The organism is Micromonospora coxensis (assembly GCF_900090295.1).
Taxonomy (GTDB): Bacteria; Actinomycetota; Actinomycetes; order Mycobacteriales; family Micromonosporaceae; genus Micromonospora; species Micromonospora coxensis.
The window spans coordinates 1,286,661-1,310,759 of the sequence record NZ_LT607753.1 but is presented as its reverse complement, the minus strand read 5'-3'; the positions used below and the strand labels follow the sequence as shown (position 1 = coordinate 1,310,759).

21 protein-coding genes are annotated in these 24,099 nt (G+C 74.6%); 15 read left to right on the top strand and 6 right to left on the bottom strand.

The annotated features are described in order from the left end of the window. The first annotated feature begins 31 nt into the window (after positions 1-31). The 3 genes from GA0070614_RS05775 to GA0070614_RS05765 are packed head-to-tail and all read left to right on the top strand — an operon-like array spanning position 32 to position 3,104. The gene (locus GA0070614_RS05775) at positions 32-1,237 is read left to right on the top strand and encodes a MalY/PatB family protein (RefSeq protein WP_088974984.1); all 1,206 of its coding nucleotides are present in this window, start codon (positions 32-34) and stop codon (positions 1,235-1,237) included. Continuing rightward, positions 1,234-2,478 (top strand): amidohydrolase family protein, encoded by a 1,245-nt coding sequence (locus tag GA0070614_RS05770; protein WP_231933549.1) that lies wholly within the window; start codon positions 1,234-1,236, stop codon positions 2,476-2,478. Before GA0070614_RS05775 ends, GA0070614_RS05770 begins: the two co-directional genes overlap by 4 nt. Then, the gene (locus GA0070614_RS05765) at positions 2,475-3,104 is read left to right on the top strand and encodes a mycothiol-dependent nitroreductase Rv2466c family protein (protein ID WP_088974983.1); all 630 of its coding nucleotides are present in this window, start codon (positions 2,475-2,477) and stop codon (positions 3,102-3,104) included. Before GA0070614_RS05770 ends, GA0070614_RS05765 begins: the two co-directional genes overlap by 4 nt. A gap of 60 nt (positions 3,105-3,164) precedes the next feature. On the opposite strand, the gene GA0070614_RS05760 is transcribed toward GA0070614_RS05765, so the two are convergent. After that, a complete protein-coding gene (locus GA0070614_RS05760) occupies positions 3,165-3,671 on the bottom strand; it encodes an Lrp/AsnC family transcriptional regulator (RefSeq protein ID WP_088974982.1) in 507 nt (168 codons plus the stop codon). 92 nt (positions 3,672-3,763) lie between these two features. On the opposite strand from GA0070614_RS05760, the gene GA0070614_RS05755 reads away from it, so the two are divergent. From GA0070614_RS05755 to GA0070614_RS05710, 10 genes are all read left to right on the top strand, one after another. Beyond that, positions 3,764-4,984, top strand: a complete 1,221-nt coding sequence (locus GA0070614_RS05755) for an MFS transporter (RefSeq protein WP_088974981.1) — start codon at positions 3,764-3,766, stop codon at positions 4,982-4,984. 481 nt (positions 4,985-5,465) lie between these two features. Beyond that, the gene (gene aroB, locus GA0070614_RS05750) at positions 5,466-6,596 is read left to right on the top strand and encodes a 3-dehydroquinate synthase (RefSeq protein ID WP_231933548.1); all 1,131 of its coding nucleotides are present in this window, start codon (positions 5,466-5,468) and stop codon (positions 6,594-6,596) included. After that, positions 6,593-7,264, top strand: a complete 672-nt coding sequence (locus tag GA0070614_RS05745; RefSeq protein ID WP_088974979.1) for an HAD-IA family hydrolase — start codon at positions 6,593-6,595, stop codon at positions 7,262-7,264. The genes aroB and GA0070614_RS05745 overlap by 4 nt, the downstream gene beginning before the upstream one ends. Continuing rightward, positions 7,261-8,178, top strand: a complete 918-nt coding sequence (locus GA0070614_RS05740) for an SDR family oxidoreductase (RefSeq protein WP_088974978.1) — start codon at positions 7,261-7,263, stop codon at positions 8,176-8,178. The genes GA0070614_RS05745 and GA0070614_RS05740 overlap by 4 nt, the downstream gene beginning before the upstream one ends. Further along, positions 8,165-9,157 carry a BadF/BadG/BcrA/BcrD ATPase family protein gene (locus GA0070614_RS05735; RefSeq protein ID WP_088974977.1) on the top strand — a complete coding sequence of 331 codons (993 nt, stop codon included), beginning with the start codon at positions 8,165-8,167 and terminating at the stop codon, positions 9,155-9,157. Before GA0070614_RS05740 ends, GA0070614_RS05735 begins: the two co-directional genes overlap by 14 nt. A 46-nt stretch (positions 9,158-9,203) precedes the next feature. After that, complete coding sequence (locus tag GA0070614_RS05730) at positions 9,204-10,160, top strand: sugar phosphate isomerase/epimerase family protein (RefSeq protein ID WP_088974976.1); 957 nt, start codon at positions 9,204-9,206, stop codon at positions 10,158-10,160. After that, positions 10,157-11,476, top strand: coding sequence for a glycosyltransferase (locus GA0070614_RS05725; RefSeq protein WP_157744947.1), 1,320 nt, complete (start codon positions 10,157-10,159; stop codon positions 11,474-11,476). Before GA0070614_RS05730 ends, GA0070614_RS05725 begins: the two co-directional genes overlap by 4 nt. After that, on the top strand, positions 11,473-12,228 hold the full coding sequence (locus tag GA0070614_RS05720; protein WP_088974974.1) for an SDR family NAD(P)-dependent oxidoreductase: 756 nt from the start codon (positions 11,473-11,475) through the stop codon (positions 12,226-12,228). The genes GA0070614_RS05725 and GA0070614_RS05720 overlap by 4 nt, the downstream gene beginning before the upstream one ends. A 63-nt stretch (positions 12,229-12,291) precedes the next feature. Then, positions 12,292-13,227 carry a mycothiol conjugate amidase Mca gene (gene mca, locus GA0070614_RS05715; protein ID WP_088974973.1) on the top strand — a complete coding sequence of 312 codons (936 nt, stop codon included), beginning with the start codon at positions 12,292-12,294 and terminating at the stop codon, positions 13,225-13,227. Between the two features lie 230 nt (positions 13,228-13,457). After that, complete coding sequence (locus GA0070614_RS05710) at positions 13,458-14,126, top strand: DUF2238 domain-containing protein (protein ID WP_231933547.1); 669 nt, start codon at positions 13,458-13,460, stop codon at positions 14,124-14,126. A gap of 101 nt (positions 14,127-14,227) precedes the next feature. Here GA0070614_RS05710 and GA0070614_RS05705 read toward each other — a convergent pair whose 3' ends face one another. From GA0070614_RS05705 to GA0070614_RS05685, 5 genes are all read right to left on the bottom strand, one after another. After that, positions 14,228-15,592: a cation:proton antiporter gene (locus tag GA0070614_RS05705; RefSeq protein ID WP_088974971.1), complete on the bottom strand. Its 1,365-nt coding sequence runs from the start codon at positions 15,590-15,592 to the stop codon at positions 14,228-14,230. Between the two features lie 143 nt (positions 15,593-15,735). Continuing rightward, positions 15,736-16,257 (bottom strand): winged helix-turn-helix transcriptional regulator, encoded by a 522-nt coding sequence (locus GA0070614_RS05700; RefSeq protein WP_088974970.1) that lies wholly within the window; start codon positions 16,255-16,257, stop codon positions 15,736-15,738. Between the two features lie 53 nt (positions 16,258-16,310). Continuing rightward, on the bottom strand, positions 16,311-17,759 hold the full coding sequence (locus tag GA0070614_RS05695) for an MFS transporter (protein ID WP_088974969.1): 1,449 nt from the start codon (positions 17,757-17,759) through the stop codon (positions 16,311-16,313). A gap of 1,099 nt (positions 17,760-18,858) precedes the next feature. Continuing rightward, positions 18,859-19,602, bottom strand: a complete 744-nt coding sequence (locus GA0070614_RS05690) for a helix-turn-helix domain-containing protein (protein WP_088974968.1) — start codon at positions 19,600-19,602, stop codon at positions 18,859-18,861. A gap of 467 nt (positions 19,603-20,069) precedes the next feature. Further along, positions 20,070-20,876 carry a TIGR03084 family metal-binding protein gene (locus tag GA0070614_RS05685; protein WP_088974967.1) on the bottom strand — a complete coding sequence of 269 codons (807 nt, stop codon included), beginning with the start codon at positions 20,874-20,876 and terminating at the stop codon, positions 20,070-20,072. A gap of 477 nt (positions 20,877-21,353) precedes the next feature. On the opposite strand from GA0070614_RS05685, the gene GA0070614_RS05680 reads away from it, so the two are divergent. Both GA0070614_RS05680 and GA0070614_RS05675 read left to right on the top strand, forming a co-directional pair. Then, a complete protein-coding gene (locus tag GA0070614_RS05680; RefSeq protein WP_088974966.1) occupies positions 21,354-22,304 on the top strand; it encodes a DUF1702 family protein in 951 nt (316 codons plus the stop codon). A 30-nt stretch (positions 22,305-22,334) separates the two neighbouring features. Beyond that, positions 22,335-23,870, top strand: coding sequence for a polyketide synthase dehydratase domain-containing protein (locus GA0070614_RS05675; protein ID WP_157744946.1), 1,536 nt, complete (start codon positions 22,335-22,337; stop codon positions 23,868-23,870). Positions 23,871-24,099 lie beyond the last annotated feature (229 nt).

Genomic DNA, 24,099 nt, shown 5'->3' with positions numbered 1-24,099 from the left:
AACCGTTCGGCCACCACGGGAGACACCGCACATGGGGGCAGCCCTCACCACGACCTCCGCCGAGGTCATCACCCGCTCCTTCGACGACCTCGACCTGGCCGACCTGCGGCAGCGACCCGGCGCCAAGTGGCGGTGCGTCCCGGTCGACGTGCTGCCCGCCTGGGTCGCGGACATGGACTTCCCGGTCGCGGACCCGATCCTCGACCGCGTCCGGCGCATCGCCGGGGGCGCCGACCTCGGCTACCCCGACTGGCCGGGTGGGGTCAGCCCGCTGCGCGAGGTCTTCGCCGCGCGGATGGCCAGCCGCCACGGCTGGCACCCGAGGGCCGAGCACGTCCGCGAGTTCGCCAACGTCACCCAGGCCGTGCAGGTGATGCTGCACCTGGTCACCGCCGTCGGTGACGTCGTCGCCGTCCACACGCCCGCCTTCCGCCCGATCACCGCCGGCGTGACCGCCATGGGCCGGCGGGTGCTGCCGATCCCGATGCGCGACGACGGGTCCCGCTGGCAGTTCGACGCCGAACGGTTCGCCCGGGAGGCCGCCGGGACGGGCTGCCGCGTCCTGCTGCTGGTCAACCCGCACAACCCCACCGGGCGGGTGTTCACCGCCGACGAGCTGCACGCCATGGCCGAGATCGCCGTACGGCACGACCTGCTCGTCATCTCCGACGAGGTCCACAGCGACCTGACCTACCAGCCGTACGCGCACATCCCCTTCGCCTCGCTGAGCCCGGAGGTGGCGGCGCGGACGATCACCGTCACCTCGGCCAGCAAGGCGTTCAACCTCGCCGGGCTGCGTACGGCCGTCTGCCACGTCGGTGTCCCGGCGGCCCGGCAGGCCCTCGCCGACCAGCCCGCCGAACTGTTCGGCACGGTCAACGTCCTCGGCGTGCAGGCGACGATCGCGGCCTGGACCGAGTGCGACGCCTGGCAGACGGCCACCCTGCGGTACCTGGAGCGGAACCGGCTCCTGGTGTGCGACGTCCTCCGGCGGGAGGCCCCCCGGATCCGCCTGCGCGCCCCCGAGGCGACCTACCTCGCCTGGCTCGACTGCCGCGCGCTCGGCTGGGACGAGGACCCGGCGTCCCGGTTCCTGCGCGAGGGACGGGTGCTGCTCAGCGCCGGCCCCGACTTCGACCCGGGCGGGGACGGCTTCGTCCGCCTGAACTTCGCCTCCCCCCGGCACGTCCTGACCGAGGTGCTGCGGCGGATCGTCGGCACGGTGCGCCGCCCATGATGCTGGTCACCGCCGCGGTCGTGCTGCCCGGTCCGGCCGGCGAGAGCATCGTCGACGGCGGCGTGCTCGTCGACGACGCCCACATCGCCGCCGTCGGCCCACGGGCCACCCTGGAGGGCGTCGCGCCCCCGGACACCCCGCACCTCGACTTTCCCACCGCGACGCTGCTGCCGGGGCTGGTCAACGGGCACGTGCACCTGGCCATGGACGCCAGCCCGGATCCGCTCGGCGCGCTGCTGCGGTCCGAGCCCGCCACCCTCGCGGTCGACATGGCGCACCGGGCGGCACGGCTGCTCGCCGCCGGTGTCACGACCGTGCGTGACCTCGGCGACCGGGACGGGCTGGCCCTGCGGCTGCGCGACGCGATCGACGCGGGCACCCGTCCCGGCCCCCGCATCCTCACCGCCGGCAGCCCGCTGACCATCCCGCGCGGCCACTGCCACTTCCTCGGCGGAGTGGTCGAGGGGGTGGCCGGGATCCGGGCGAAGGTGGCCGAGCTGGCAGCGGCGGGCGTCGACGTCGTCAAGGTCATGGCCGGCGGCGGGCACCTCACCCCCGGCGGGCCACGGATGTGGGAGAGCCAGTTCTCCCGGGCCGAGCTGCGCACCGTCGTCGAGGAGGCCGGCCGGCACGGCCTGCCGGTCGCTGCCCACGCGCACGGCCTCACCGCCATCGCCGACGCGGTCGCCGCCGGGGTCGACAGCGTCGAGCACTGCACCGGCATGGACGGGCAGGGCCGGATGCGACGGTACGACGACCTGATGCGGGAGATGGCCGACCGTGGCGTCGCCGCCTGCTGCACCACCTGCGGGCCGGACTGGCGCTCGGTGCGCGCCGCCGAGGGCGACGACGTCGCGCGCCGCACGTACGAGCGACTGGTCCTGCTCGAACAGTTCGGCGTACCCCTGATCACCGGGACCGACGCCGGGGTGGCGAACGCGTCCTTCGACGACCTGGTGGGCCTGCTGGAGCTGTACCACTGGCTGGGGTTCCCGGCGGACCGGGTCGTGGAGTTGGCCACGGTCGCCTCCGCCGCGGCGATCGGCCTCGGCGCCGTGACCGGGCGGCTCGCCGCCGGGTACAGCGCGGACCTGCTGGTCGTCGAGGGCGATCCGCTGGTCGACCTGAGCGCCCTGGCCAGGATCCGGCTGGTCGTGGCCAGGGGCCGGGCCTATCCGGCCGGCGACGTCACCCGGCCGGCGACCATGACGAGTACCGACAGCGAGGAGGGCTTACGGTGACTGCACGGGCCAAGGTGGACCTCTGGTTCGACCCGATGGATCCCTGGTCGTGGATCGTGTCGAGGTGGCTGCTCGAGGTGGAGCGGGTACGCGAGATCGACCTCGGCTTCCACGTGATGAGTGTGTCCCTGATCAACGCCGACCGTGAGGTGCCGGCCCAGTACCAGGACGACCCCGAGGCGTTCCTGGCGCGGATGCGCAAGGCGTGGGGGCCGGTCCGGGTGGCCACCGCCGCCGTGGCGCTCAAGGGCGACGAGGTGCTGCGCGACCTCTACACCGCCGTCGGCACACGGATCCACGAGCGCGGGGACGCCGACTACGACCGGGTGGTGCGGGAGGCGCTGGCCGAGGTCGGCCTGCCCGCCGAGCTGGCCGAGGCCGCGCACGGCGAGGAGCACGACGCCCGGCTCAAGGAGAGCACCGAGCGGGGCATGCGCCCGGTGGGCACGGACGTCGGCTCGCCGATCGTGCACATCGGCCGGCTGGCGTTCTTCGGGCCGGTGATCTCCCGGATCCCCCGGGGCGAGCAGGCCGGCAGGTTCTTCGACTCGCTGGCCGGGCTGGCCGAGTTCCCGCACTTCTGGGAGCTCAAGCGGACCCGTACCGAGGAGCCGGAGTTCTCCTGACCCCGGGTCGGCGCCGGTGCGGGGGCCACGCCTCCGCGCCGGCGGGCCGGGGCGGGATCGTCACTGGCGTCGCCAGCCGGTGTGCCGGGTGGCGCTGCGCCAGTCGTCGCGGGGGACGGACACCCGGCCGTCCTCGTGCTGGGTGGACAACACCAGCGTGGAACGGATCTCCCCGTGCCGGCCGAGCCGTTCGAGCAGGCTCTCCAGGTGGTCCAGGGACGTGGTGCGGACCTTCAGCAGGGAGCAGTACGACCCGCTGAGCTTGTGCACCTCGCTGATCTCGGGATGCTCGGTGGCCGAGCTGGTGTCGAGCAGACACCGCCCCCGGGCGCAGCGCAGCTCCACGAAGGCCAGCAGTGGGTACCCGGCGAGCCGGGGGTTGATCTGCGCCCGGTAGCCGCTGATGACACCGAGGTCCTCCAGCCGCCGCACCCGTTCACCGACGGCCGGAGCCGACAGGTTGATCCGCCGGCCGAGCGCGCGGAACGACAGTCGGGCATCCTCCTGGAGTTCGCGGATGATCTCCCAGTCGACATCGTCCAGCGCCTTGTCCAATTGAGATGCCATACCACCGAATGACCTTTCAGTCGGGTGGCGACAGCCGGATCTGCCACGCGAATGCCATTCTATCGTCGGCGACGGATATCTAATCTGCCCGCATGGGAATTGCGCTCCTCAAGGAGCCGGCCCCCGTCGTACGGGGCCGCTCGATGACGTCCTTGTTCATCGGTGTCGCCATGATGACCACCGCCATGGTGGCGGCGAGCACGGTGAGCACGCTCATCGTCGCCGACACCGTCGGGTCGCGACTCAGCGGATTCGCCAACGCGGCCGGGGTGCTCGGCTCGGCGGCCGGCGCGCTCGGCCTGGGCGCGCTGACCGCACGGCGGGGCGGGCGGTCCGCCCTGTTCACGGTGTACCTGTGCGCGCTCGGCGGTGCGCTCCTCGCCTTCGCCGGCGCCGCCGGCACGGCGCTGTCCGCCCTGCTCGTCGGCATGGTGCTGATCGGCATCGGCAACGGCGGGGCGCAGGTGGCCCGGTACATGGCGGCGGACCTGTACCCGGAGGACCGCAAGGCCTTCGGGCTGTCCATCATCGTCTGGGCCGGCACCGTCGGCGCGTTGGCGGGACCGACCCTGGTCGCCCCCGCCGGCCGGTTCGCCGAGGCCCTCGGGCTGCCGGAGCTCTCCGGTGCGGTGCTCGCCGCGGCCGCGCTCACCGCGCTGGCGGTCACCGTCACCACGCTGCTGCCCGGCGCCGGCCGCGTCGAGGCCCGCCGGCCCGGCTTCTCCCGCCAGCGGATCGGGCAGGTGGTGCGACGTCCGGCGGTCGCCACCGCCCTGTGCGCCATGCTCGCCGCGCACCTGGCCATGGTCACCGTCATGACGATGACGCCGCTGCAACTGCACGAACACGACCACGGCCTGGACGTCGTCGGGCTCGTGCTCAGCGCGCACATGATCGGCATGTTCGCCCTCGCCCCGCTCTCCGGCCGGATCGCCGACCTGATGGGCGGACGCTTCGCCGTGGGCTGCGGCGTCGCCCTGCTGGTCGCCGCCGCCGCCGCCGTGATGGTCGCGCCGACCGGGCACACCACGACCCTGCCGGCCGGGCTGTTCCTCCTCGGCTACGGCTGGAACCTCGTCTTCGTGGGCAGCAGCAGCCTGCTCAGCCGCGAGCTGGACCCGGCCGAGCGCAGCGAGGTGCAGGGCGGCGTCGACGCCGTCGTCTTCACCGCCTCGATCGTCGCCAGCCTCGCCGCCGGCGCCCTCTTCGCGGGCGGTGGCTTCCCCTTGGTGGCCCTGGCCGGCGGCCTGGTCGCGCTGGCCCCCGTGCCGCTGCTGCTGCGCCGCGGTCCGGCCCGGACGCCACGGCCGTAGCCGATCCCCGGGCGGCAAGGCGGCGTCACCGGACGCGCCGGCGGGAGTCGGCCGCCACGACATCGACGAACGCCGAGATTCTTACCGGGATCTGTCGAGCCGCGACCGCGTGCGGGACGGCCGTGTTGGAGTGTGCACACACGGTCGACGTCTCCCGTGCAGGTGTGGAGGAGTCCCGGGGCGGCACCGTCGAGCCGATCGACGGTGGTGGCGCCGGGGCGAGTCCGTCCCGGCGCCGCCCTGGTGTCGGGCCACCGGTCGGGGGACGCGGACCACGCCAACGAACTGCCGGTCTCTCGACGACAACGACATCAAGGCGTGCCCGGCGTACCTGTGGTGGAGCCGGGGTCGCTCGCGGAAGGCGGCGCCGAGACCTCGCCCCGACGCGCGTGTCCCCGTACACCGTCGTCACGCAGCCGCCCTGTCGCCCAGGGAAGTGTTGAGGAAACGCATGACAACTCATGTTCGATGCCGCCATGAGGTGCCACTGCCCACCGGACCCGGCGGAGCGCCCCACCAGTTCTCCGCCGACCGCTCCGAGACCTACTGCGTCCACGTCTGCCAGCAGGAGACCGTCGCGGTGCAGCACCTGCTGCGCGAGATCGACGGCCGTCGCGTCGCGCTCGTCACCGACGACCGGGTGGCGACCCTGCACGCCAAGAACCTCGCCGACCAGCTCCGGATCGGTGGGGTGGACGTCGCCCTGACGTCCTTTCCGGCCGGTGAGGCGAACAAGTCCCTGCGGACCGCCTGCGAGCTGCTCGACTGGCTCGCCGGCACCGCCCTGGCCCGCCGTGACGTCGTGCTCGCCGTCGGCGGGGGCGTCGTGATCGACACCGTCGGCTGGGTCGCCAGCGCGTACATGCGCGGCGTGCCGTACGTCAACGTGCCGACCACCCTGCTCGCGCACGTCGACGCCGCGCTCGGCGGCAAGGTCGCCGTCGACCACCGCAGCGCCAAGAACCTGATCGGCGCGTTCTACCAGCCGAAGGCCGTCGTCTCGAACGTCGGCTACCTCGCCACCCTGGACCGGCGGCAGCTCGCGGCCGGGCTCGCCGAGGCGATCAAGAAGGGTGTCATCGGGTCGCCCGCGCTGTTCGAGCTCATCACCGACGTGGCGGACCGCGTCCTCGACCGGGACCTGGACGCGCTGGAAGGGCTCGTCCGCGCCTCCAGCGCCGTCAAGTGCGAGCTGCTGGCGCACGACCCCTACGAGAACGACCTGCGCCGCCCCCTCAACTTCGGTCACACCGTCGGGCACGCCGTCGAGACGGTCACCGGCTACGGGCCGGTGCTGCACGGCGAGGCGGTGGCGTTCGGCATGACGGTGGCGGCCGAGATCGCCGCGAGCCGGGGCATCCTCGCCCCCGACGTGCACGACCGCCTGGTGCGGCTGCTGCGCCGCGTCGAGCTGCCGGTACGCATCGCCGACCTCCCCGTCCCGGTCGAGCCGGACGCCGTGGTCGCGGCCCTCGACCAGATCCGCAAGATCCGCGACGGCCGGATCCGGTTCGTGCTGCCGATCCGGCTGGGCGAGACGGCGATCGTCGACGACGTGGGCGACGACGAGGTGCTGTCGGTGCTGCGCCGCCTGTCGGAGCCGGACCGGTGACGGCCTCCGACGGCGCCCTGCACGCCGCCGGCATCCTCTTCGACCTCGACGGCGTCCTGGTCGACTCCGGCAGCACCGTGGACCGCTCCTGGCAGGGCTGGGCCCGGCGGCACGGCCTCGACCCGGCGCTCGTGCTGGCCAACTGCCACGGCCGCCCGAGCGCGGAGACGATCGCCGCGCTGGCCCCGCACCTGGACCCGGCGGCCGAGGCGGTCGCCCTGGAGAAGGAGCAGGCCGAGGACACGGCCGACCTGCGCCCCTGCCCCGGGGCGGCGGCGCTGCTGGCACAGCTGCCCGGCGACCGCTGGGCGGTCGTCACCTCGGGCAGCCGGGCGCTGGCCGTGTCCCGGCTCGGCCACGTCGGCCTGCCCGTGCCCGCCGTCCTGGTCACCGCCGACGACGTGGCCCGGGGCAAGCCCGACCCGGAGGGGTACCGGGCCGGGGCACGGGGTCTCGGCCTCGCCCCCCGGGAGTGCGTGGTGATCGAGGACGCGCGCAGCGGCGTGCGCGCCGCCCGCGCCGCGGGCTGCCGGGTCGTCGGCGTCCGGGGGCCGGTGCTCGGCCCGACGTCGGACCTCGACGCGCTGGTGGAGAACCTGGCCGGCCTCGCCGTGACGCCGGCCGCGTCGGGGCTGGTGCTCCGCCTCCGAGAGGCCGTGGACGGATGACCCCCGCACCGCCGGTCGTGATCGTCGGTCGGGGACTGATCGGGGCCGCCGTCGCGCGGCGGCTCCGCAGCCAGGGGCACCTGACGACGACCGTCGGCGTCACCCCCGACCCGACGGGCGAGCACCTGGCCGTCGACCTCGCCGGGGCTCCGGGACGCGCCGCGCTGGGCGCGGCGGTGCGCCGGCTGCGTCCCCGGGTCGTCGTCCTCACCCACGGGCCCAGCGACGTCACCTGGATCGAGGACCACGAGGACCGGGCCGCCGAGGCGCACGTCGGCACCGCACGGACGGTCGCGGAGCTGGGCGTGCCGACGCTGCTCGTCTCCACCGACAACGTCTTCCCCGGCGACCGGCCCCTGCGCCGCCCCACCGACCCGGTCGCCCCGGCCAACGCGTACGGCCGGGTGAAGGCGGCAGCCGAGCGGGCGGTGCGCGACACCGGTCAGGGCCTCGTGCTGCGGGTCAGCCTGGTGTACGGCTGGACGGACCAGCACCGCGCGACCTACGGGCAACGCTGCCTGGCCGCGGCGCACCGGCGGGAACCCCTGCTCGCGCCGGTCGACCAGGACTTCACCCCGGTGCACGTCTCGGACGTCGCGCACGTGCTCGCCGCACTGTGCGCTACCCCGACGCTGCCGGTCGGCGTCCGCCACCTGGCCGGACCCGAGCAGCTGAGCCGGTACGACTTCGCGCGGCTCGCGTACCGGCTGTGCGGGGCCGACGAGGGGTTGGTCCGGCCCTGCCGGCGGGCCGAGACGCAGTGGGCCTCACGGCCCCGGTACTCCTCGTTGGCCTGCGACGACTTCGCCGCCGCGCTCGGCGTCGACGGCTGGCTGCCGATGTCGGCCGAGGCCGGACTGCGCGCGATGCTCGCGGAGGCGCCCGTGACCGGGAACGCCCGTGCGGGCCGCTGACCCGGGCGCCGCCACCCTCGTCGCGATCGACGCCGGGGGCAGCCACACCCGCGTCCTGGCGGTACGGCCCGACGGGTCCCGTGAGCACCGCGTCCGGCCGTCGGTGAACCCGCACGCCACCGGGCCGGCGGCCGACCGGACCCTGCACGAGGTGTTCGCCGGGATCGGTGTCGCGGCGGGCGCCGCGCCGGTGCTTGGCTGGCTGGCCAGCGCCGCGCTGGACCCGGAGGACCCGGAGCCGGAGCTGACCCGGCTGCGCCGGGCCGCCGAGGCCGCCGGCCTGTCCGCCCGGCTCGTGGTCTCCAACGACGTCGTCCCGCTGCTGTGGGGGGTGCCGGCGCTGGCCGGCGCGGGCATCGCCCTGGTGTGCGGCACCGGCTCCGGCTTCCTCGGGGTGGACCGGCGCGGCACGGTCGCGCGGGCCGGGGGATGCGAGTACCTGGGCAGCGACGAGGGCGGCGCCGTCGACATCGGACGGCAGGGCCTGTGCGCGGCGGTGCGGGCACTCGACGGCCGGGGACCCCGCACCGCCCTGGTCTCCCTGCTGACCCGGGCCGGCGGGAGCACGCTGCCCGCGCTCGCCCGGGCCATCGCCGCCCAGCCGTACCCGAAGCAGCGGCTCGCCGACCTCGCGCCGCTGGTGTGCGCCGGCTGGCGCGACGGCGACGCGGTCTGCGCGGACATCCTCGATCGCGCGGCCACCGAACTGGTCACCGGCGTCCGGGCGGTGCGCCGCCGGCTGTCCCTGCCGGCCGGCTTCGCCGTCGCCACGGTGGGTGGCGTCTTCAGCGGCTGTCCGCCGTTCCAGGCGATGGTCGCCGACCGGCTCCGCGCCGACCTCGGCGCCGGTCACGTCGAGCAGGTCGACACGAGCGCGGAGACGGTGCTCGGCGCGCTGCGACACCTGCTCACCGACGGGCGCCCGCTCGCGGTGCCGGCGGCGATCGACGGACGGCACGCCTGGATCCTGACGACCTGAACCCGGGGCCCGACCGGCGGACGGCCGGGGAGGAGAGGAGGACATCATGCGGCTGGGCCTGTGTCTGGCGGCCTTCGGCGGCAGCGGGTTGAAGACGGCCCTCGACCACGCCGACGAGTTCGGGCCGGTCGTCCTCGACCTGCCCACCGACAGCTCGCTCGGGCTGGTGGATCCGCTGCGGTGTGCCGAGGACCCCGGCTACCTCGACGAGGTCGCGGCGCTGCTGGCCGGCCGCGAGGTCGGCTGCGTCAGCAACAGCCGCGACGCCCAACTCCTGCTCGGCCCGCACGGCCCGCACACCGACCCGGTCCGTCCCGGCGACGCCGCGGACAAGCGGCGGCACGCGACGACCTGCGCGACCGGCGCCGTCCGCCTGGCGCAGCGGCTCGGGGCGGACGCCGTCCGGCTGCTGCCCGGCTGCCCGGACTTCGCCCGCTGGCTGTCCTGGTGGGGCAGCGACGTCAGCTGGCGCGACAACGTCGCCGAGTGCCGCGAGCACCTGGACCCGATCGTGCGGGCGGCCCGGGACGCCGGGGTGACGGTGATGATCGAGCCGCATCCGAAGCAGATCGTCTACGACCGGGCCAGCGCCGACCTGCTCTTCGCCGAGAACCCGCAGTGGCACGACGTGCTGCGGCTCTGCGTCGACCCGGCCAACCTCGCCGCGTGCGGGCACGACCCGGTGCAGGCGGTGCGGTCGTGGGGCGCCCGGATGGCCGCGGTCCACGCCAAGGACCTGCAACGGTGGCCGGGGCCGGCCGCCCCGCCCGGCGCCGGCTGGAGCCGGTACGGTCCGCAGCCGCCGATCCGGTTCCGTGCCCTGGGCCTCGGCGAGCTGGACTGGCCGGGCATCGTCGCCGCGTTGCAGGACGAGGGCTTCGACGGCACCGTCTACGTCGAGCACGAGGACGCGCTCCTGCCCCGGCAACAGAGCATCCGGCTCAGCATGGACCTGCTGCGGCGCGTCGTCCCGGCCCGGCTACCCGAGGGGCGGACCTGGTGAGGCCGACGTGGGTGACGCCACCGCCGACGGGGCGCGGGCGGGTCCTGCACGTCAACGCGACGGCGACCGGCGGCGGCGTGGCCGAACTGCTGCACGGCCTCGTCCCCGCGCAGACCACGGCCGGGACCCCGACCGGCTGGGCGGTGATCGCCGGCGACCACGACTTCTTCCGTACCACCAAGAACCTGCACCACCTCCTGCACGGCACCGGCGACGCGGGCGGCCTCGACGCGCGGGCGGTGGCCCACTACCGGGCGGTCCTGGCGCCCCAGGCCCGGTGGCTCGCCGGGCAGGTCGCCCCGGGAGACCTGCTCGTCCTGCACGACCCGCAGACCCTCGGGCTCGCCCCCGCGCTCGCCGCCGCCGGCGCCCGGGTGATCTGGCACTGCCACATCGGCACGATCAGGCCGGGAGCCGACGGGCCGGCCCTGGTGTGGGACACCTTCGCCACGGACCTCGCCGCCGTGGAGGGCGTCGTCACGACGCTGCCCGAGTTCGCCCCGCCGTCGGTGGCGGCGCACCGCCGGCACGTGGTCCCGCCCGCCGTCGACCCGGACGGACCGAAGAACCGTCCCCTGTCGCCGGACATCGTCGCGGCCACGCTCGCCGCCACCGGTCTGGTCGGCGGGCGGCCCGCCGCCGACGCCGTCGCCACCGTCGAGCAGGACCGTCCCCTCCCACCCGGCGTCCGGGTCGTGGCGCAGGTGGCCCGGTGGGATCCGCTGAAGGACATGACCGGCGTCGTCCGGCTCGTGCCCGACCTGCCGGACGACGTGCACCTGGTGCTGGCCGGCGTCGACCCCACCGAGATCCCCGACGATCCCGAGGGGCGGCGGGTGCTCGACGAGGTGCGGGCCGCGCGCGACGCGATGGCCGGTCCCGACCGGGCCCGGGTGCACCTGCTGCTCACCTCGCTGCGGGACGAGACCCGGGCCGCCCTGCTGATCAACGCGGTGCAGCGGCGGGCCGACGTGGTGGTGCACAAGAGCCTGGAGGAGGGCTTCGGACTGGCGGTGACCGAGGCGATGGTCAAGCGGCGGGCCGTGGTCGCCGCCGACGTCGGCGGCATCCGCCGGCAGATCGAGCACGACCGGACGGGCCTGCTGGTGGATCCCACCAACCGTGCGGCGGTGCTCGCCGCGCTGCGCCGCCTGCTCGCCGAGCCGTCCTTGCGCCACCGCCTCGGCGCGGCCGCGGCCGACGTCGTCGCCGAGCGGTTCACCATGGCCCGGCTGGTGCGCGACTACCGGACGATCGTCGACCGGCGGGCTCCCCGACCGGCCGTCGCCGGCCCGATCGTCGAGGAGGCACGATGACCGACCCGTCCACCGCCCTGGTCACCGCCGCGAGCGGCACGATCGGCGCCGCCGTGGTCGAGCGGCTGCTCGGCCGTGGCGTGGTCGACCGGGTGATCGGCGTGGACCTGGCCGCGCCCCGGGATCCGCTGCCGCCCGGCGCGCGGTTCCGGCAGTACGACCTCAGCGACCCGCAGGCGGTCGCCACCCTGACGGAGGAGCTACCCGACCGGCTGTCGGTGCTGGTCAACGTGCTCGGTGGGGAACGGCGACCGGCCCTGCGCCCGGTGACCGACGTCCACTGGCCGCCGGAGGAGGTGTGGGACGACATCCTCCGGCTCAACCTGTCGCTGGCGTACCGGCTGACCCGGGCGCTGCGCGGACGGCTGGTGGCCGGCGGCTGCGTCTGCAACGTCAGCTCCATCGCGGCGACCATGCCGTGGGCGGTGTCCCCGGCGTACGGCGCGGCCAAGGCCGCCCTCGAACACTGGACCACCTCGCTCGCGGTGGTGCTCGCGGGCCAGGGGGTACGGGTCAACGGCGTCCGGCCGGGGTTCGTGTGGAGCCCGCAGTGGCGGGCCGTGGACCGCGCCGAGTTCGACCGGGTCGCCGAGGACCGGGTGCCGCTGCGGCAGCCGGCGGCCGACCGGGCGCAGCGGCCGGTCGACGTCGCCGACGCGGTGGCGTACCTCTGCTCGCCGGCGGCGGCCCACGTCACCGGCCAGTTCATCAACGTCGACGGGGGAGCGGCGCTGGTCCGCGCCGCCCGCTGAGCCGGCACACCCTGACCCGGAACGGAGAGGACGCCGATGCCGTCATCGTCGCCACTGCGGCTCATGGCCGTGCACGCCCACCCCGACGACGAGTCCAGCAAGGCCGCCGCGACCCTGGCCGGCTACGCCGCCCGGGGCGTGGACGTGCTCGTCGTGACGTGCACGGGCGGCGAGGCCGGGGACATCATCAATCCCGCGATGGACCGCCCCGAGGTCCGCCGGCGACTGCCGCAGGTCCGGCGGGAGGAACTGGCCGCCGCGGTCGAGATCCTCGGCGTACGGCAGCAGGGGCTCGGCTTCGTCGACTCGGGCTGGCCCGGGGGAGACCCACCGCCGCCACTGCCGCCGGGGACCTTCGCCGCCCTGCCGCTGTCCGAGGCGGTCGGTCCGCTCGTGGCGGTGGTACGGGACTTCCGTCCCCACGTCATGATCACCTACGACGAGCGGGGCGGCTACCCGCACCCGGACCACATCCGGGCGCACGAGATCTCCCGGGCGGCCTTCACCCTCGCCGCCGACGGCGCCGCCCACCCGTCCCTCGGGCCGCCCTGGCAGCCGTCGAAGCTCTACTACGTGCACGAGTGGTGCGGCGCGAAGATGCGGGTCCTGCACGACGCGCTGATCGCGGAGGGACTGCCGTCGCCGTACCACGACTGGCTGCGGGAGTGGACGCCGGAACGCGACGTGACGCACCGGATCACCACCCGCGTGCCCTGCGCCGACTACTTCGACCGCCGCGACGACGCGCTGCGGGCGCACCGGACGCAGATCGACCCGGACAGCCACTGGTTCGCGGTGCCGCTCGCCCTGCAACGGGAACTCTGGCCGACCGAGGACTTCGAACTCGCGTCCTCGGTCGTCCCGACCTCCCTGCCCGAGGACGACCTGTTCGCCGGCATCGACGCCGTGGACGACTCCGCCCCGGCGGCCGGCTCCACCGTGGCGCGCCCGGCGCCGGGCCCCCGACCCGCACCGGCAGCCACACCCCAGCTCCGGTGACCGTCGGGCCGCGACCGTGGCGGTGACCGTCGGTCCGGGCCGCGCCGTCGGCGGGGCCGTGTCGGGTCCCGGCGCCGGTCGTCGCACGGGGGCCGCCCGGCGGTGACGGCCGGCCCCGCGGGCTGGTCGTCCTCGCCCGTTCTCATGGTCCTCACCGGTGGCGGGCGTTGATATCGTCGGCGTCCCGTCGGCGGATGGCCCGCCCGTCGCCCCACGAACAGGCGGTCCCGGTGACCCGAGTACGCGCTGTCCTGCCGCAGGCACTGCTGGGCCTGGTCGTCGTCGCGCTGGTGGTGTCCGGCATCCGGCCGTACGACCGGCTCACCTGGCTGCTGGAGACGGTCTGGGTGATCGTCGGCATCCCGCTCGTGCTGCTGACCTGGCGTCGCTTCCCGCTCACCACGCTGTTGTGCTGCCTGTTGACCGGGCACGCCCTGATCCTCATCGTCGGCGGGCACTACACCTACGCGCGTACCCCGATCGGCGACTGGGCCCGGGACGTCCTCGACCTGTCCCGCAACCCGTACGACCGGCTCGGTCACTTCGTGCAGGGGTTCGTGCCGGCCATCCTGGTCCGCGAGATCCTCGTCCGGCGCTCCCCGTTGCGGGCCAGCCGGTGGCTGGGCCCGCTCGTGGTCTGCGCCTGCCTCGCCTTCAGCGCCTTCTTCGAGATGATCGAGTGGTGGGCGGCGGTGGCCGCCGGATCGGCCGCCGACGACTTCCTCGCCACCCAGGGCGACGTCTGGGACACCCAGTGGGACATGTTCCTGGCGCTGGTCGGCGCGATCCTGTCGCTGGCGCTGCTCAGCCGGTGGCACGACCGCCAACTGCCCCCGCCCGCGTCCCGGGTGCCGAGCCCGGTGCCCATCTCCGGGCCGCGGTCCGGCACCGGAGGCTGAGCCCTTCGTACCGGCGGCGCGGTTTACCTGCCCGGGTGGGGATGGGCGGCCCGCCCGGTCGGTGCCGGCGCGACCCTCGGCGGCCGTCCGGTCGCGTGGTATCAGGCGCTCTCGGGGCGGACGGCCGCGGTCGGCGGTGCGCTGCCGACCGGGTGCCTGCCCCGCCAGGTGTCGTGTTCGATCAGGCGCAGCCGTTCCTCCTCACCCTCGGCCATCCGGCCGGTGGCGAAGCGCATCAGCGGCGGGGTCATCAGCGAGGTGGCGATGGCGACCAGGACGACGACGGTGTACATGGCCGTGTTCAGCACGCCGAGGCGCAGGCCGGTCAGCGCGACGATCACCTGGATGACACCGCGGGCGTTGAGGCCCGCGCCGAGGGCCAGCGCCTCCCACCGGTCGAGCCGGCCCAGCCAGGCGCCGAGGAGCGCGCCGGCGAACTTGCCGACCACCGCCACCACCAGCACGGCGAGGCCGGTCAGCGCCACGGCCGGCTCCGCCAGCGCGGTGAGGTCCATCCGGAGGCCGGCCGTGGCCAGGAAGAGCGGGGCGAGCACCGACAGCACGATCGCCCGCAGCGGCGCCAGCAGCACCTGGGCCGAGCGGGTGGCGGCGATGAGGACCCCGGCGACCAGCGCGCCGAAGAGCGCCTCCATGCCCAGCGAGTGGGTGATCACCGCGCCGACCAGCACGATGATGACGGCGCCGGCCACCGCCGGGCCGGGCTCGCCGGAGCGGGCGGCCCGCTCCATCACGCTGCGCACCACGATCCGTCCCACCGTCGCGGCGAACGCCACGAACCCCAGCAGGTACCCGATGGTCAGCCCGACGGTGCCGACGGTGAGCCCGACGGTCGCGGCGGCGGCGACCAGGGAGAGCAGCAGCCACCCGACGACGTCGTCGATGACGCTGGCGGCGAGGGTGAGCTGGCCGATGTCCCGGTGCAGCAGGCGCATGTCCGACAGGGTCTTGGCGATGACCGGCACGGCCGACACGCAGATCGCCACCCCGACGAGGAGCGCGAAGGTCCACCGCTGGGCGTCGGGTGTCGCCGACACCGAGGCGGGGATCAGCAGGCCCAGTCCGATGCCCAGGCCGAGCGGCACCAGCAGGCCGCAGGCGGCGACCGATGCGGCGGCCCGCCGGTACCGGCGCAGCAGCGTGAGGTCGACGTGGGTGCCGGTGATGCCCACGAGCAGCAGGACGCCGAGTTGGGCGATCGCGTCCAGCAGGTGCATCTGCCCCGGGTCGCTGGGCAGCAGCCACCCGGTGATCCCGGGGGTGAGGTGCCCGAGCAGGGACGGGCCCAGGACGACGCCGGTGAGCAGTTCGCCGACCACGGCGGGCATGCCGATCCGTTCGGCGAGCGCGCCGAGCAGGCGCGCGAGGAGCAGCAGGACCGCCACGGCGGTGAGGAAGACCAGGAGTTGGTGGTGGGCCAACGGTGCCGCGGAGGCGGACAGGACCACGGGGGCGACCTCCTTGCCGGATGCGTCCCCTTATTCTCCGGTCTGACCCTGTCGCGGGCGTCTCCCGTGTTGCCCTGTCTCGCCGCATCGTGGCCACAGTGGACGCCGGTGCGGCGCGCCGACGGCCGGGCGGACGGCAGGGATCAGGAGCCGGCGGGCAGGGCCGCCGCGAGCGCGACCGGAGGGTCACCGTCCACAGCGGTTGGTTCCTCCGGCGATCCGGGCGCGGTGGTGGACCGGGTGGTCACCTCGTCGGCCGGGACCGGTCCGCCGCACGACGGGCAGACCACCACCAGTTCGACGGCATGGTCGCAGGTCGCGTGCACGGTGACCCGTTCCGGCCGGCCGTCACCGGCGAAGTGCTTGTCGCCCCACTGCATCAACGCGGTCAGCACCGGCGCCAGCTCCCGGCCGCGCGCGGTGAGCCGGTACTCGTGCCGCAGGGGACGGTACTTGTAGGGGACCCGTTCGAAGATGCCCGCCTCGACCAGGGTGTTGAGCCGTTGGGCGAGGACGTTGCGGGCCAGTCCGAGGTTGCTGAGGAACGCGTCGAAGCGGCAGTCGCCGACCATCGCGTTGCGGATGATGAGCAGTGTCCAGCGCTCACCGACCACCTCGAGAGCGCGTGCGATCGAGCAATCCTGTCCGTACCCGCGTCGAGACATTGAGTCATAGTAGTGGCCGTTCGGCCGACCCGACCCCGTAGAAATTGCGCACATCACATGTCCAACCGTCCGATCGGCAGGTGGGCCCCGCCGCGCCGGAGCAGCAGGAGCGCCGCCAGCAGACCGACGACGGCGAGACCGGCGGTGACCGTGAACGCCGTCTGCAGGCCGGCGGCCACCTGCGCGGGCGCCGCCACCGACCCCGGCGCCGTCTGGTGCGCGACGAGCGCGGCCGAGACGGTGGCGAGCCCGATCGCCCCACCCATGCTGAACGAGGCGTCGGTCAGGCCCGAGGTGGCCGGTGAGTCGGCGTCGGTGGCCCCGAGGGTGACGGCGATCTGCGCGGCCACGAAGGCGGCTCCCGCGCCGAGCCCGATGACGGGCAGCACACTGAGGATGTTCCCGGTGGCCAGCGGGCCGCGCACCGTCGCCAGCGCCAGCAGGCCGGCGCCGGCCAGGGCCATGCCAGCCATGGCGACCGTCCGCAGCCCGTGCCGCAGCGCCACCGCCTGACCGGCGTACGAGCCGATCACCGACGGCAGGGTCAGCGTGACCATCAGCGCCCCGAAGCCGGTGGCGGACAACCCCAGCGACTCCTGGCCGTACAGGGTGATCAGCAGCAGCACGCCGTCGACGACCGTGCCGGCGGTGAACAGCACGATCAGACCGGCCAGCCGGGTCCGGGAGCGCAGCAGCCCGGGGCGGACCAGCGGACGGGCGGCCCGTGACTCGACGACCAGGAAGAGCAGGAGCAGCACGACCGCGCCGGCCAGCCGCAGCGCGGCGCCCACGGCCGAGGCCTCCGCGGCGAACGCCCCGACGATCGTCCAGCCGAACAGCGCCAGGGCGCCGATCAGGCTCGCCGCGCCGGCCACGTCCAGCGGGCGTCCGGAGCGGGCGCACGGGTCGGCCGGCAGGATCGGTACGAGCAGCGCGGCGGCGATCCCGACCGGCACGTTGACGAGGAAGACCCAGCGCCAACCGGGGCCGTCGGTGAGCAGCCCGCCCAGCAGGAGTCCGGCGGTGCCGCCGAAGGCGCCGATCACGGTCCACAGGCCGAGCGCCCGGGACCGGGCCGGACCGTTGCCGAGGGTCAGCGCGAGCAGTGGCAGCGCCGTCGTCGCGACCAGCGCCGCGCCGGTGCCCTGCAGGGCCCGGGCCACGATCAGCATCCCACCCGACCAGGCCACGGCCGACAGCAGCGAGGCGGCGGTCACCACCGCCAGGCCGGTGGTGAACAGCCGGCGGCGACCGAACAGGTCGGCCAGCCGGGTGCTGAGCAGCAGCACGCCGCCGAAGCTGATCAGGAAGGCCGACATGAGCCACTGCACGGTCGCCGTGGAGAGTGTCAGCCCGCGTTGGATGCTCGGGATGGCGACGTAGACGATGGTGCTGTCCACCGCCACCATCAGGAACGAGGCGCCGAGCGCGCCGAGGGCGAGCCGTTGGCGTCTGCCGAGCTGCGCCGCCGACGGTGACGGTCCGCTGAAGTTGTCCACCATCCCAGCCCCTTGGTTCCCGGTGATGCGGGAGCTAGCCGCATCGGCACGCGTCAGGCGTGCCGCGGGCTGTCACCGGCCCGCGGCGGCCACGGGTACGACGGACGGACCCGAGGTACGACGACCGGGTTGTGTCTGGGTGCGCCGCCCTGGCTGCCGCTCGTGCGGCGCCGCCCACAACCACTCGGTGCGGATTTGAAACTCACGTTGGGCAATGAAGATAGCAGCAGAGAGTCGCCAGCACGACCCTCCGCGCCCCAGTTGCGGGGCAGCGCCGCACATCTTGACAAGAGCAGGCCGCAGGGGTGGACGACGGGGTGTCCGACGTGCATCTCCACCTGGCCCGGCGGCCGGCGCGGGCCTGCTCGACGCGCCCGCCCACCGGGGGTGGACGGCCGGGTCCCGCGGGGGTCGACGGCCGGGGCCCGCCGGGTGGTTGCCCGGTCGCCGACGGGCGCGGATCGGGGTCGTCGTCGGGTGTGCCGCGGCTCGGTCACCAGCACGTCGCGGTCGGGAGCCGGTGCGGCCGGCACGCACCACGCCGCCGGCCCGGGCCCAGCTCACCGGCGCTCCGCTGCCAGGTGCGGGTGGGCGCTCGGGCGGGTGGCCGGCCCGAGGGAGGTGCACGACCTCGGATTGGCGGCGGAGTGCCGGGGGAGTCCGGCGTCGCATGCCCCGGGCGGCCCGAGCCCACCATCCACGATGGCCGGTACGCCCCGGCGCGGTGGGCACCGGGCTGCGCCCCGCCGGGTCGCGGTCTCGACCCGACGCGGCTCCTCCCGCGCCGTCGCGTTCGTCCACGGCGGGCGCTGCGGGGCGTCCGGCCGGCTCCCGTCCGCCCGGCGGCCGGGCGGGCTGTCCGGTTCGCGACGACCGCCGGCCGGCGCCTGGCCCGGCGCCGGACCGCCGAGGCGACGGCGGTCCGGGTACGGCCGAAGGACCGGTGGTCCCCATCGCCGACGGGCCGGCCGTCACGGCCGGCCCGGGTGGCGTGGGCACCTGATCGGTGACCACGGACCGCCGCCGCGCTGCGGCCTCGTCGGGACCGGGTCGTGTCCCGGGGACCCGGTCGACGGACCGTGGCGCGGCGGTCAGGGCGGAGTCAGTGGACGGGGAGGGCGAGCAGGATCGGCGGGTCGAGCGGGGTCATCCGCCGCAGGTGGAGGTCGGCCTCCATCGAGCCGGGACGCCGGCAGATGGTCAGTGGACCGTGCGCGCCGATCAGGGCGTCCTGGTCCTCGGGGTTGGCGCGCCAGTAACTCTGCTTGTCACGGGTCCGGGAGTAGGCCAGGACGTACCACTGCCCCGGTGGTGGGCTCTCCAGCCGGTAGGGCCCGGGGCGTTCGAGGACGGTGCAGCGGACCGGTCGCCCGAGCGGCACCGGGTCGCGGAACAGTCCGACGAAGACCATCCGCTCGCCGGCGCGGTCGGACTCGGGCGCGTGCACGGTGCCCTGGATCGCCGGGACCGGTGGCTGGGGGACCGACCGGTGGTCGATGGGAACCTGCGGTGTCACCCCGCCCAGCCTGCGGAAGGTGCTCGGCGAGACGCCGACGCTGCTGCTGAACCGCGAGCTGAAGGTGCCCACGCTGGCGTACCCGACCTCATGGGTGATCTCGGTGACGCTCAACGACGTGGACAACAGCAGCTGTTTGGCGCGGTGCAACCGCATGACCATGAGGAAGCGTCCCGGAGAGATGCCGGTGGTCCGCTGGAAGATGCGGGTGAAGTGGAACTTGCTGAACATGGCGGTCTTCGCCATGCCGTCCACGGTGTGCTGTTCCGCTAGGTCCTCCCGGATGGCCTCGATGACCCGACCGACGGCTCTCTGGATACTGTCTTCCATCGCATCCCCCAATCCGATGGCTGTGCGCGTGTGACGCAGGGTCTCGTGTCGGTGTCCTGACACGTCAGATGTGGCGCGTGGCGATACGCCTGTCCCGCTCGCGTCCGGTGTCGTTAAGCCGGAGGCAATTGCGTGTTCAGAAGCTGGCAGGGATTGACGTAGAGCAATTACGTGGCGACGGTGCGTTTATGTTAGCCCTCACCCGGGTCCACAATCAACATGCATATTTACGCAGGTCGACATAGGGTTTCGTGCGGAGACTGGTCAGGGGTGGCGAAAATGGACGCTTGCCCCGTATGCGGTGACAGTAGTATGTGTTGCCGGGCAATCTCTGGCTGTTCCATCCGGTTTGTCGGGTGTCCGCCGGCCGGAACGTTGGAAAAGGGACGATCCGTGGTCCCGGCCGGTGGACGGAACTGCACCGGACAGATATCCGACGTTCCCCGGAGTGGAATCCGGTTGACGTGCTACCGCTGCCCGGTCCGGGCGAACTGGCCCGGAGCACGTCCCGATCCGGCCGGCCCCCGGTACGCCTGGGCGATGTCCAGCCAGTGGTCGGCGTCGCTGCCGACCGCCCGCAGGGCCAGGTCGTCCCGGTGCCGGCGGCGGGTGACGAGCAGGCAGAAGTCCTCGGCCGGGCCGGTGATCCGCTGCGCGGCGTCCTCCGGGCCGAAGGTCCACACCGCGCCGGAGGGTGCGGTGATCTCGAAGCGGAACTCGACGTCCGGCGGGGTCAGTCCGCGCGCCAGGTAGCCGAAGTCCCAGGTCCGGACGGCGAATCCGACCAGGTGGCCGAGGCGGTCGGTGGGAGTCCGGCGCACGCCCAGCGCGTCCGCGACGTCCTGCCCGTGCCCGAAGACCTCCATCATCCCGGCCGCCGCGAGCACCGGCGCCGGCAGCGGGCGCACCAGCCACGGCACCGGCTGGCCGGGCGGCACGGCGGCGAGCGCCTTCTCGGCCGTGGCCCGCTCGGCGCGCCAGCGCGACAGCAGGACCGGGGGCGGCTCGACGACGAAATCGGCCATGGCCGCCGCCACGTTGGCGTCGAAGTCGTCGCTGAGTCGGGAGACCACCTCCTGGAAGGTGGCCGGCTGCGCGGCGGCCAGCCCGGCGAGCCGGAAGGTCGCGGCGAGATGGGCGATCTGGTGCCGGATCGTCCAGCCGGGCGCCGGGGTGGCCGTGTCCCACTGGTCCGCGTCCAGCTGTGCCACCAGGGCGTCGAGAGCCTCGCTCTCCGCGGTGAGATCGGCGATCACGTCGGGTGCCTGGGTCACGTCGGTACCCTCTTCCTGATAGGTCGTCACGGGCGGGATGCCTGTTCGGCGCTCCGGCCCCGCGCGGTGTGCCGACTCAATGTCTCGCACATATACCGATTGACGAACCTCGTTGTCCGATATCGGATCTATAATGCTGTGGCAACACTCCCGGCCGGTGCCGAGAAATTGCCTGACATGCGTCGACGCGCCCTGCGGGACGTGATCTACGTCGAATAGACTTTCCGAGTGTGCCCCAGTTGGCGACCGCATTCCTTCTCTGTTCGTGCCGTCACTCGACCGACCCTTGAGCAGCAATTACGCCCGGCGCGGAGCCTTCCTACCAGCACAAACCCGTGATTTGCCGTGATCGGTAGGTCACGCAGAGCAACCGGGAAGTAGGCGATGGTCGCGCGCTGCCCATAGCCTCGGCCCATCCGGATGCACCGGACGAGGACACGGACGCCACCGGCGTCCGTCATCCGTGGGGAGAGCCCGATGGCAGGCCTGTGGCGCAGCCTCCGCGCGCAGCTCATGACGCCGGACATCGTCGAGACGACGATGAGCCGGCGTGGTTTCCACGTCAAGGACGAGCCCACCCGACGCCGGCTCGAATCCGTCGGCGCCAGCTTCCTCACCGGCTTCCGGGCCGCGGTCGAGGCCCGCGAGGACGCCGACATCACCCGACTGGACCTGATCGAGCGGCAGTTCCGCGGGTTCGCCTACGAGGGCGCCGCCATGGGCTACGCCATCCTGGACGGTGTCGCCCCCGGCGGCGGCCGTACCGCCCGCTTCCTGACCGGCGCCGGCGCGCCGCACATCTACATGGCCTACGTCGGGATCGGCTGGGCGTACGCCAAGCTGCCCCGGTGGCGCTGGCGGTCCGTCCCGGCGCCCGACCCGTTGCTGCGCTGGCTGGTCCTCGACGGCCTCGGCTTCCACCGCGCCTACTTCGAGACCGACCGGTTCGTACGCCGCCAGGAGGTCGTTCCGGTCGCCTGGCCCCCGGACGTGCCCGGCGACTACGCCGGGCGCGCCCTGGACCAGGGCATCGGGCGGGCCAGCTGGTTCGTCGCCGGGGCCGACCCCGACGTGGCGGCCGAGCTGATCGGCCGGTTCGACGAGTCCCGCCACGGTGACCTGTGGAGCGGCATGGGGCTGGCCGCCACCTACGCCGGCGGCGCCGACTCCGACGACCTCAAGAAGCTGTACGTCCACGCCGGCCGGTACCGGCCGCAGCTGGCCCAGGGCTCCGCCTTCGCCGCCCAGGCGCGGGTGGTCGCCGGTCTGGTCACCGAGCACACGCCCCTGGCCACCGGCATCTTCTGCGGCTGCACGCCGCAGGAGGCGGGGGCGCTCACCGAGCGGGAGCGGGACACCCTTGGGCCGGACGGGGCCGAGCCGGCGTACGAGGTCTGGCGGCAGCGGATCCAGGCGCACTTCGCCTGACGGACGACCCGGCCGGGGAAGGTGGGCACGGTGGAGCGGATCACGACGGCGTACCGTACGGCGCCCGGTGGGGCCGGGTTCGCCGCGCGCTTCACCACCTCGGTGCTCGCGCACGAGCCGGGCCGGCTGCTGGTGACGGCGACGACCCTGGGGCCGGGGGAGGACCCGTACCTCGACGACCCGGGCGACGGCGACGCGCCGGTGCTCCCCGTCGCGTGTGCCCTGGAAGCGCTCGCCCAGGCGTGGGCGGCGCTCACCGGCCACCTCGGACCACCGGTGATCGAGGCGGTCGAGTTCGGCGCGCCGCTGGTGGTGCCCCGTGACGGCGCGGTCGAGCTGCGGCTGACGGCGGTGGCCGGGCCGGAGACGGGCACCGCCGAGGTGACGTTGCGCAGCGCGTACCCGGGCGGTCAGGTCGACCACGTCCGCGCCCGGCTGCGCCACCGCGGCGCCGGCGGGGTGCCGGACCGGGCGCCGGCCGTCCGGTACCCGGCGGCCACCGTGCCGGTCCCGGCCGCGCTGCCGGTGCCCCCCGCGCGGCCGGTCGAGCCGCCGCCGATGGCGATCGACCCGGCCCGCGAGGTGTACGACGGACTGGTCCGGCGTGGCCGCCGGCTGCGCCGCCTGCTGCGCTACCGCGAGATCACCGGGTCGGGCTGTGTGGCCGAGCTGGCCGGGGCCGGCGCGGCCTGGTGGTTCGCGGGGGCCCCGCCGGAGCCGCTGGTGCTCGGTGACCCCGGCCTGCGCGACGCCTTCCTGCACGCCCTGCAGCCCTGGGCCCCCGACGCGGTGCTGCAACCGCTCGCCGTGGACCGGATCTGGTCGGCCGGCGTCGGCCCGTACGAGCAGGTGACGCTGCACGCCGTGCGCCGCGACCGGAACGGGGACGTGCACCGGTTCGACCTGGAGGCGCTGGCCGGGGGGCGGGTCGTCGAGCGCTGGACCGGCCTGCGGCTGCGGCTGCGTCCCGCCGGCCGCCCACCCGGCCCGTGGCCGGCCCAGGTGCTCGGGCCGTACCTGCACCGCCGGCTCATCGAACTTCTCGGCGTCGACGCCGCCACCGTGCTGGAGCCGGGGCTGCACCGCGAGCGGCGCCGGCAGCACACCGCCCTGGCCGTGTCCCGGCTGCTCGGCGGCGGCGCGACGGTGCGCTACCGCCCCGACGGGCGGCCCGAGGTCGGCGGCGGCTGGTGGGTGTCGGCCGCGCACGGCGCGACGACCACCCTGGCGGTGGCCGCGCGCACACCGGTCGGCTGTGACCTCGAACCCGTCGCCCGGCGCGAGCGCGCCGAGTGGCGTCACCTGCTCAACGGGCACCTCGCCCTGGCCGAGCTGGTCGCCGCCGAGACCGGCGAGCCGTTGTCCACGGCGGCGACCCGGGTCTGGTCGGCGCTGGAGTCGCTGCACAAGGTCGGTGTCACGGCGGTCACCCCGCTCATCCACGACCGGAACACCGCGGACCGGTGGGTGCTGCTCACCGCCGGCGGCTGGCGGGTCGCCACCTGCGTGGTGGGGCTGCGCGGCGGGCCGGACGAACTGGTCGTGGCGGTGGCGTCGGAGGGCTGAGCCACCGTCACCGCCTCGGCGGCCGGCGCCGCCGGGGGAGGCGTCCGTGCCGGCCGAGGCGGGGCTCGTCGCCGGGAATCCTGCGCCGTCGCGCTCTCCCCGCACGGTCGCCGCACCCGGCCCGACGCCCGTCCGGCTCCTGCCCCGGCGCTCGTGCCGCCCCCGCGCATCCTGGTCCCGACCCTGCCCGTGTCCACCCGGCGGTCGCCCCGTGTCGGGGCGGCCTTGT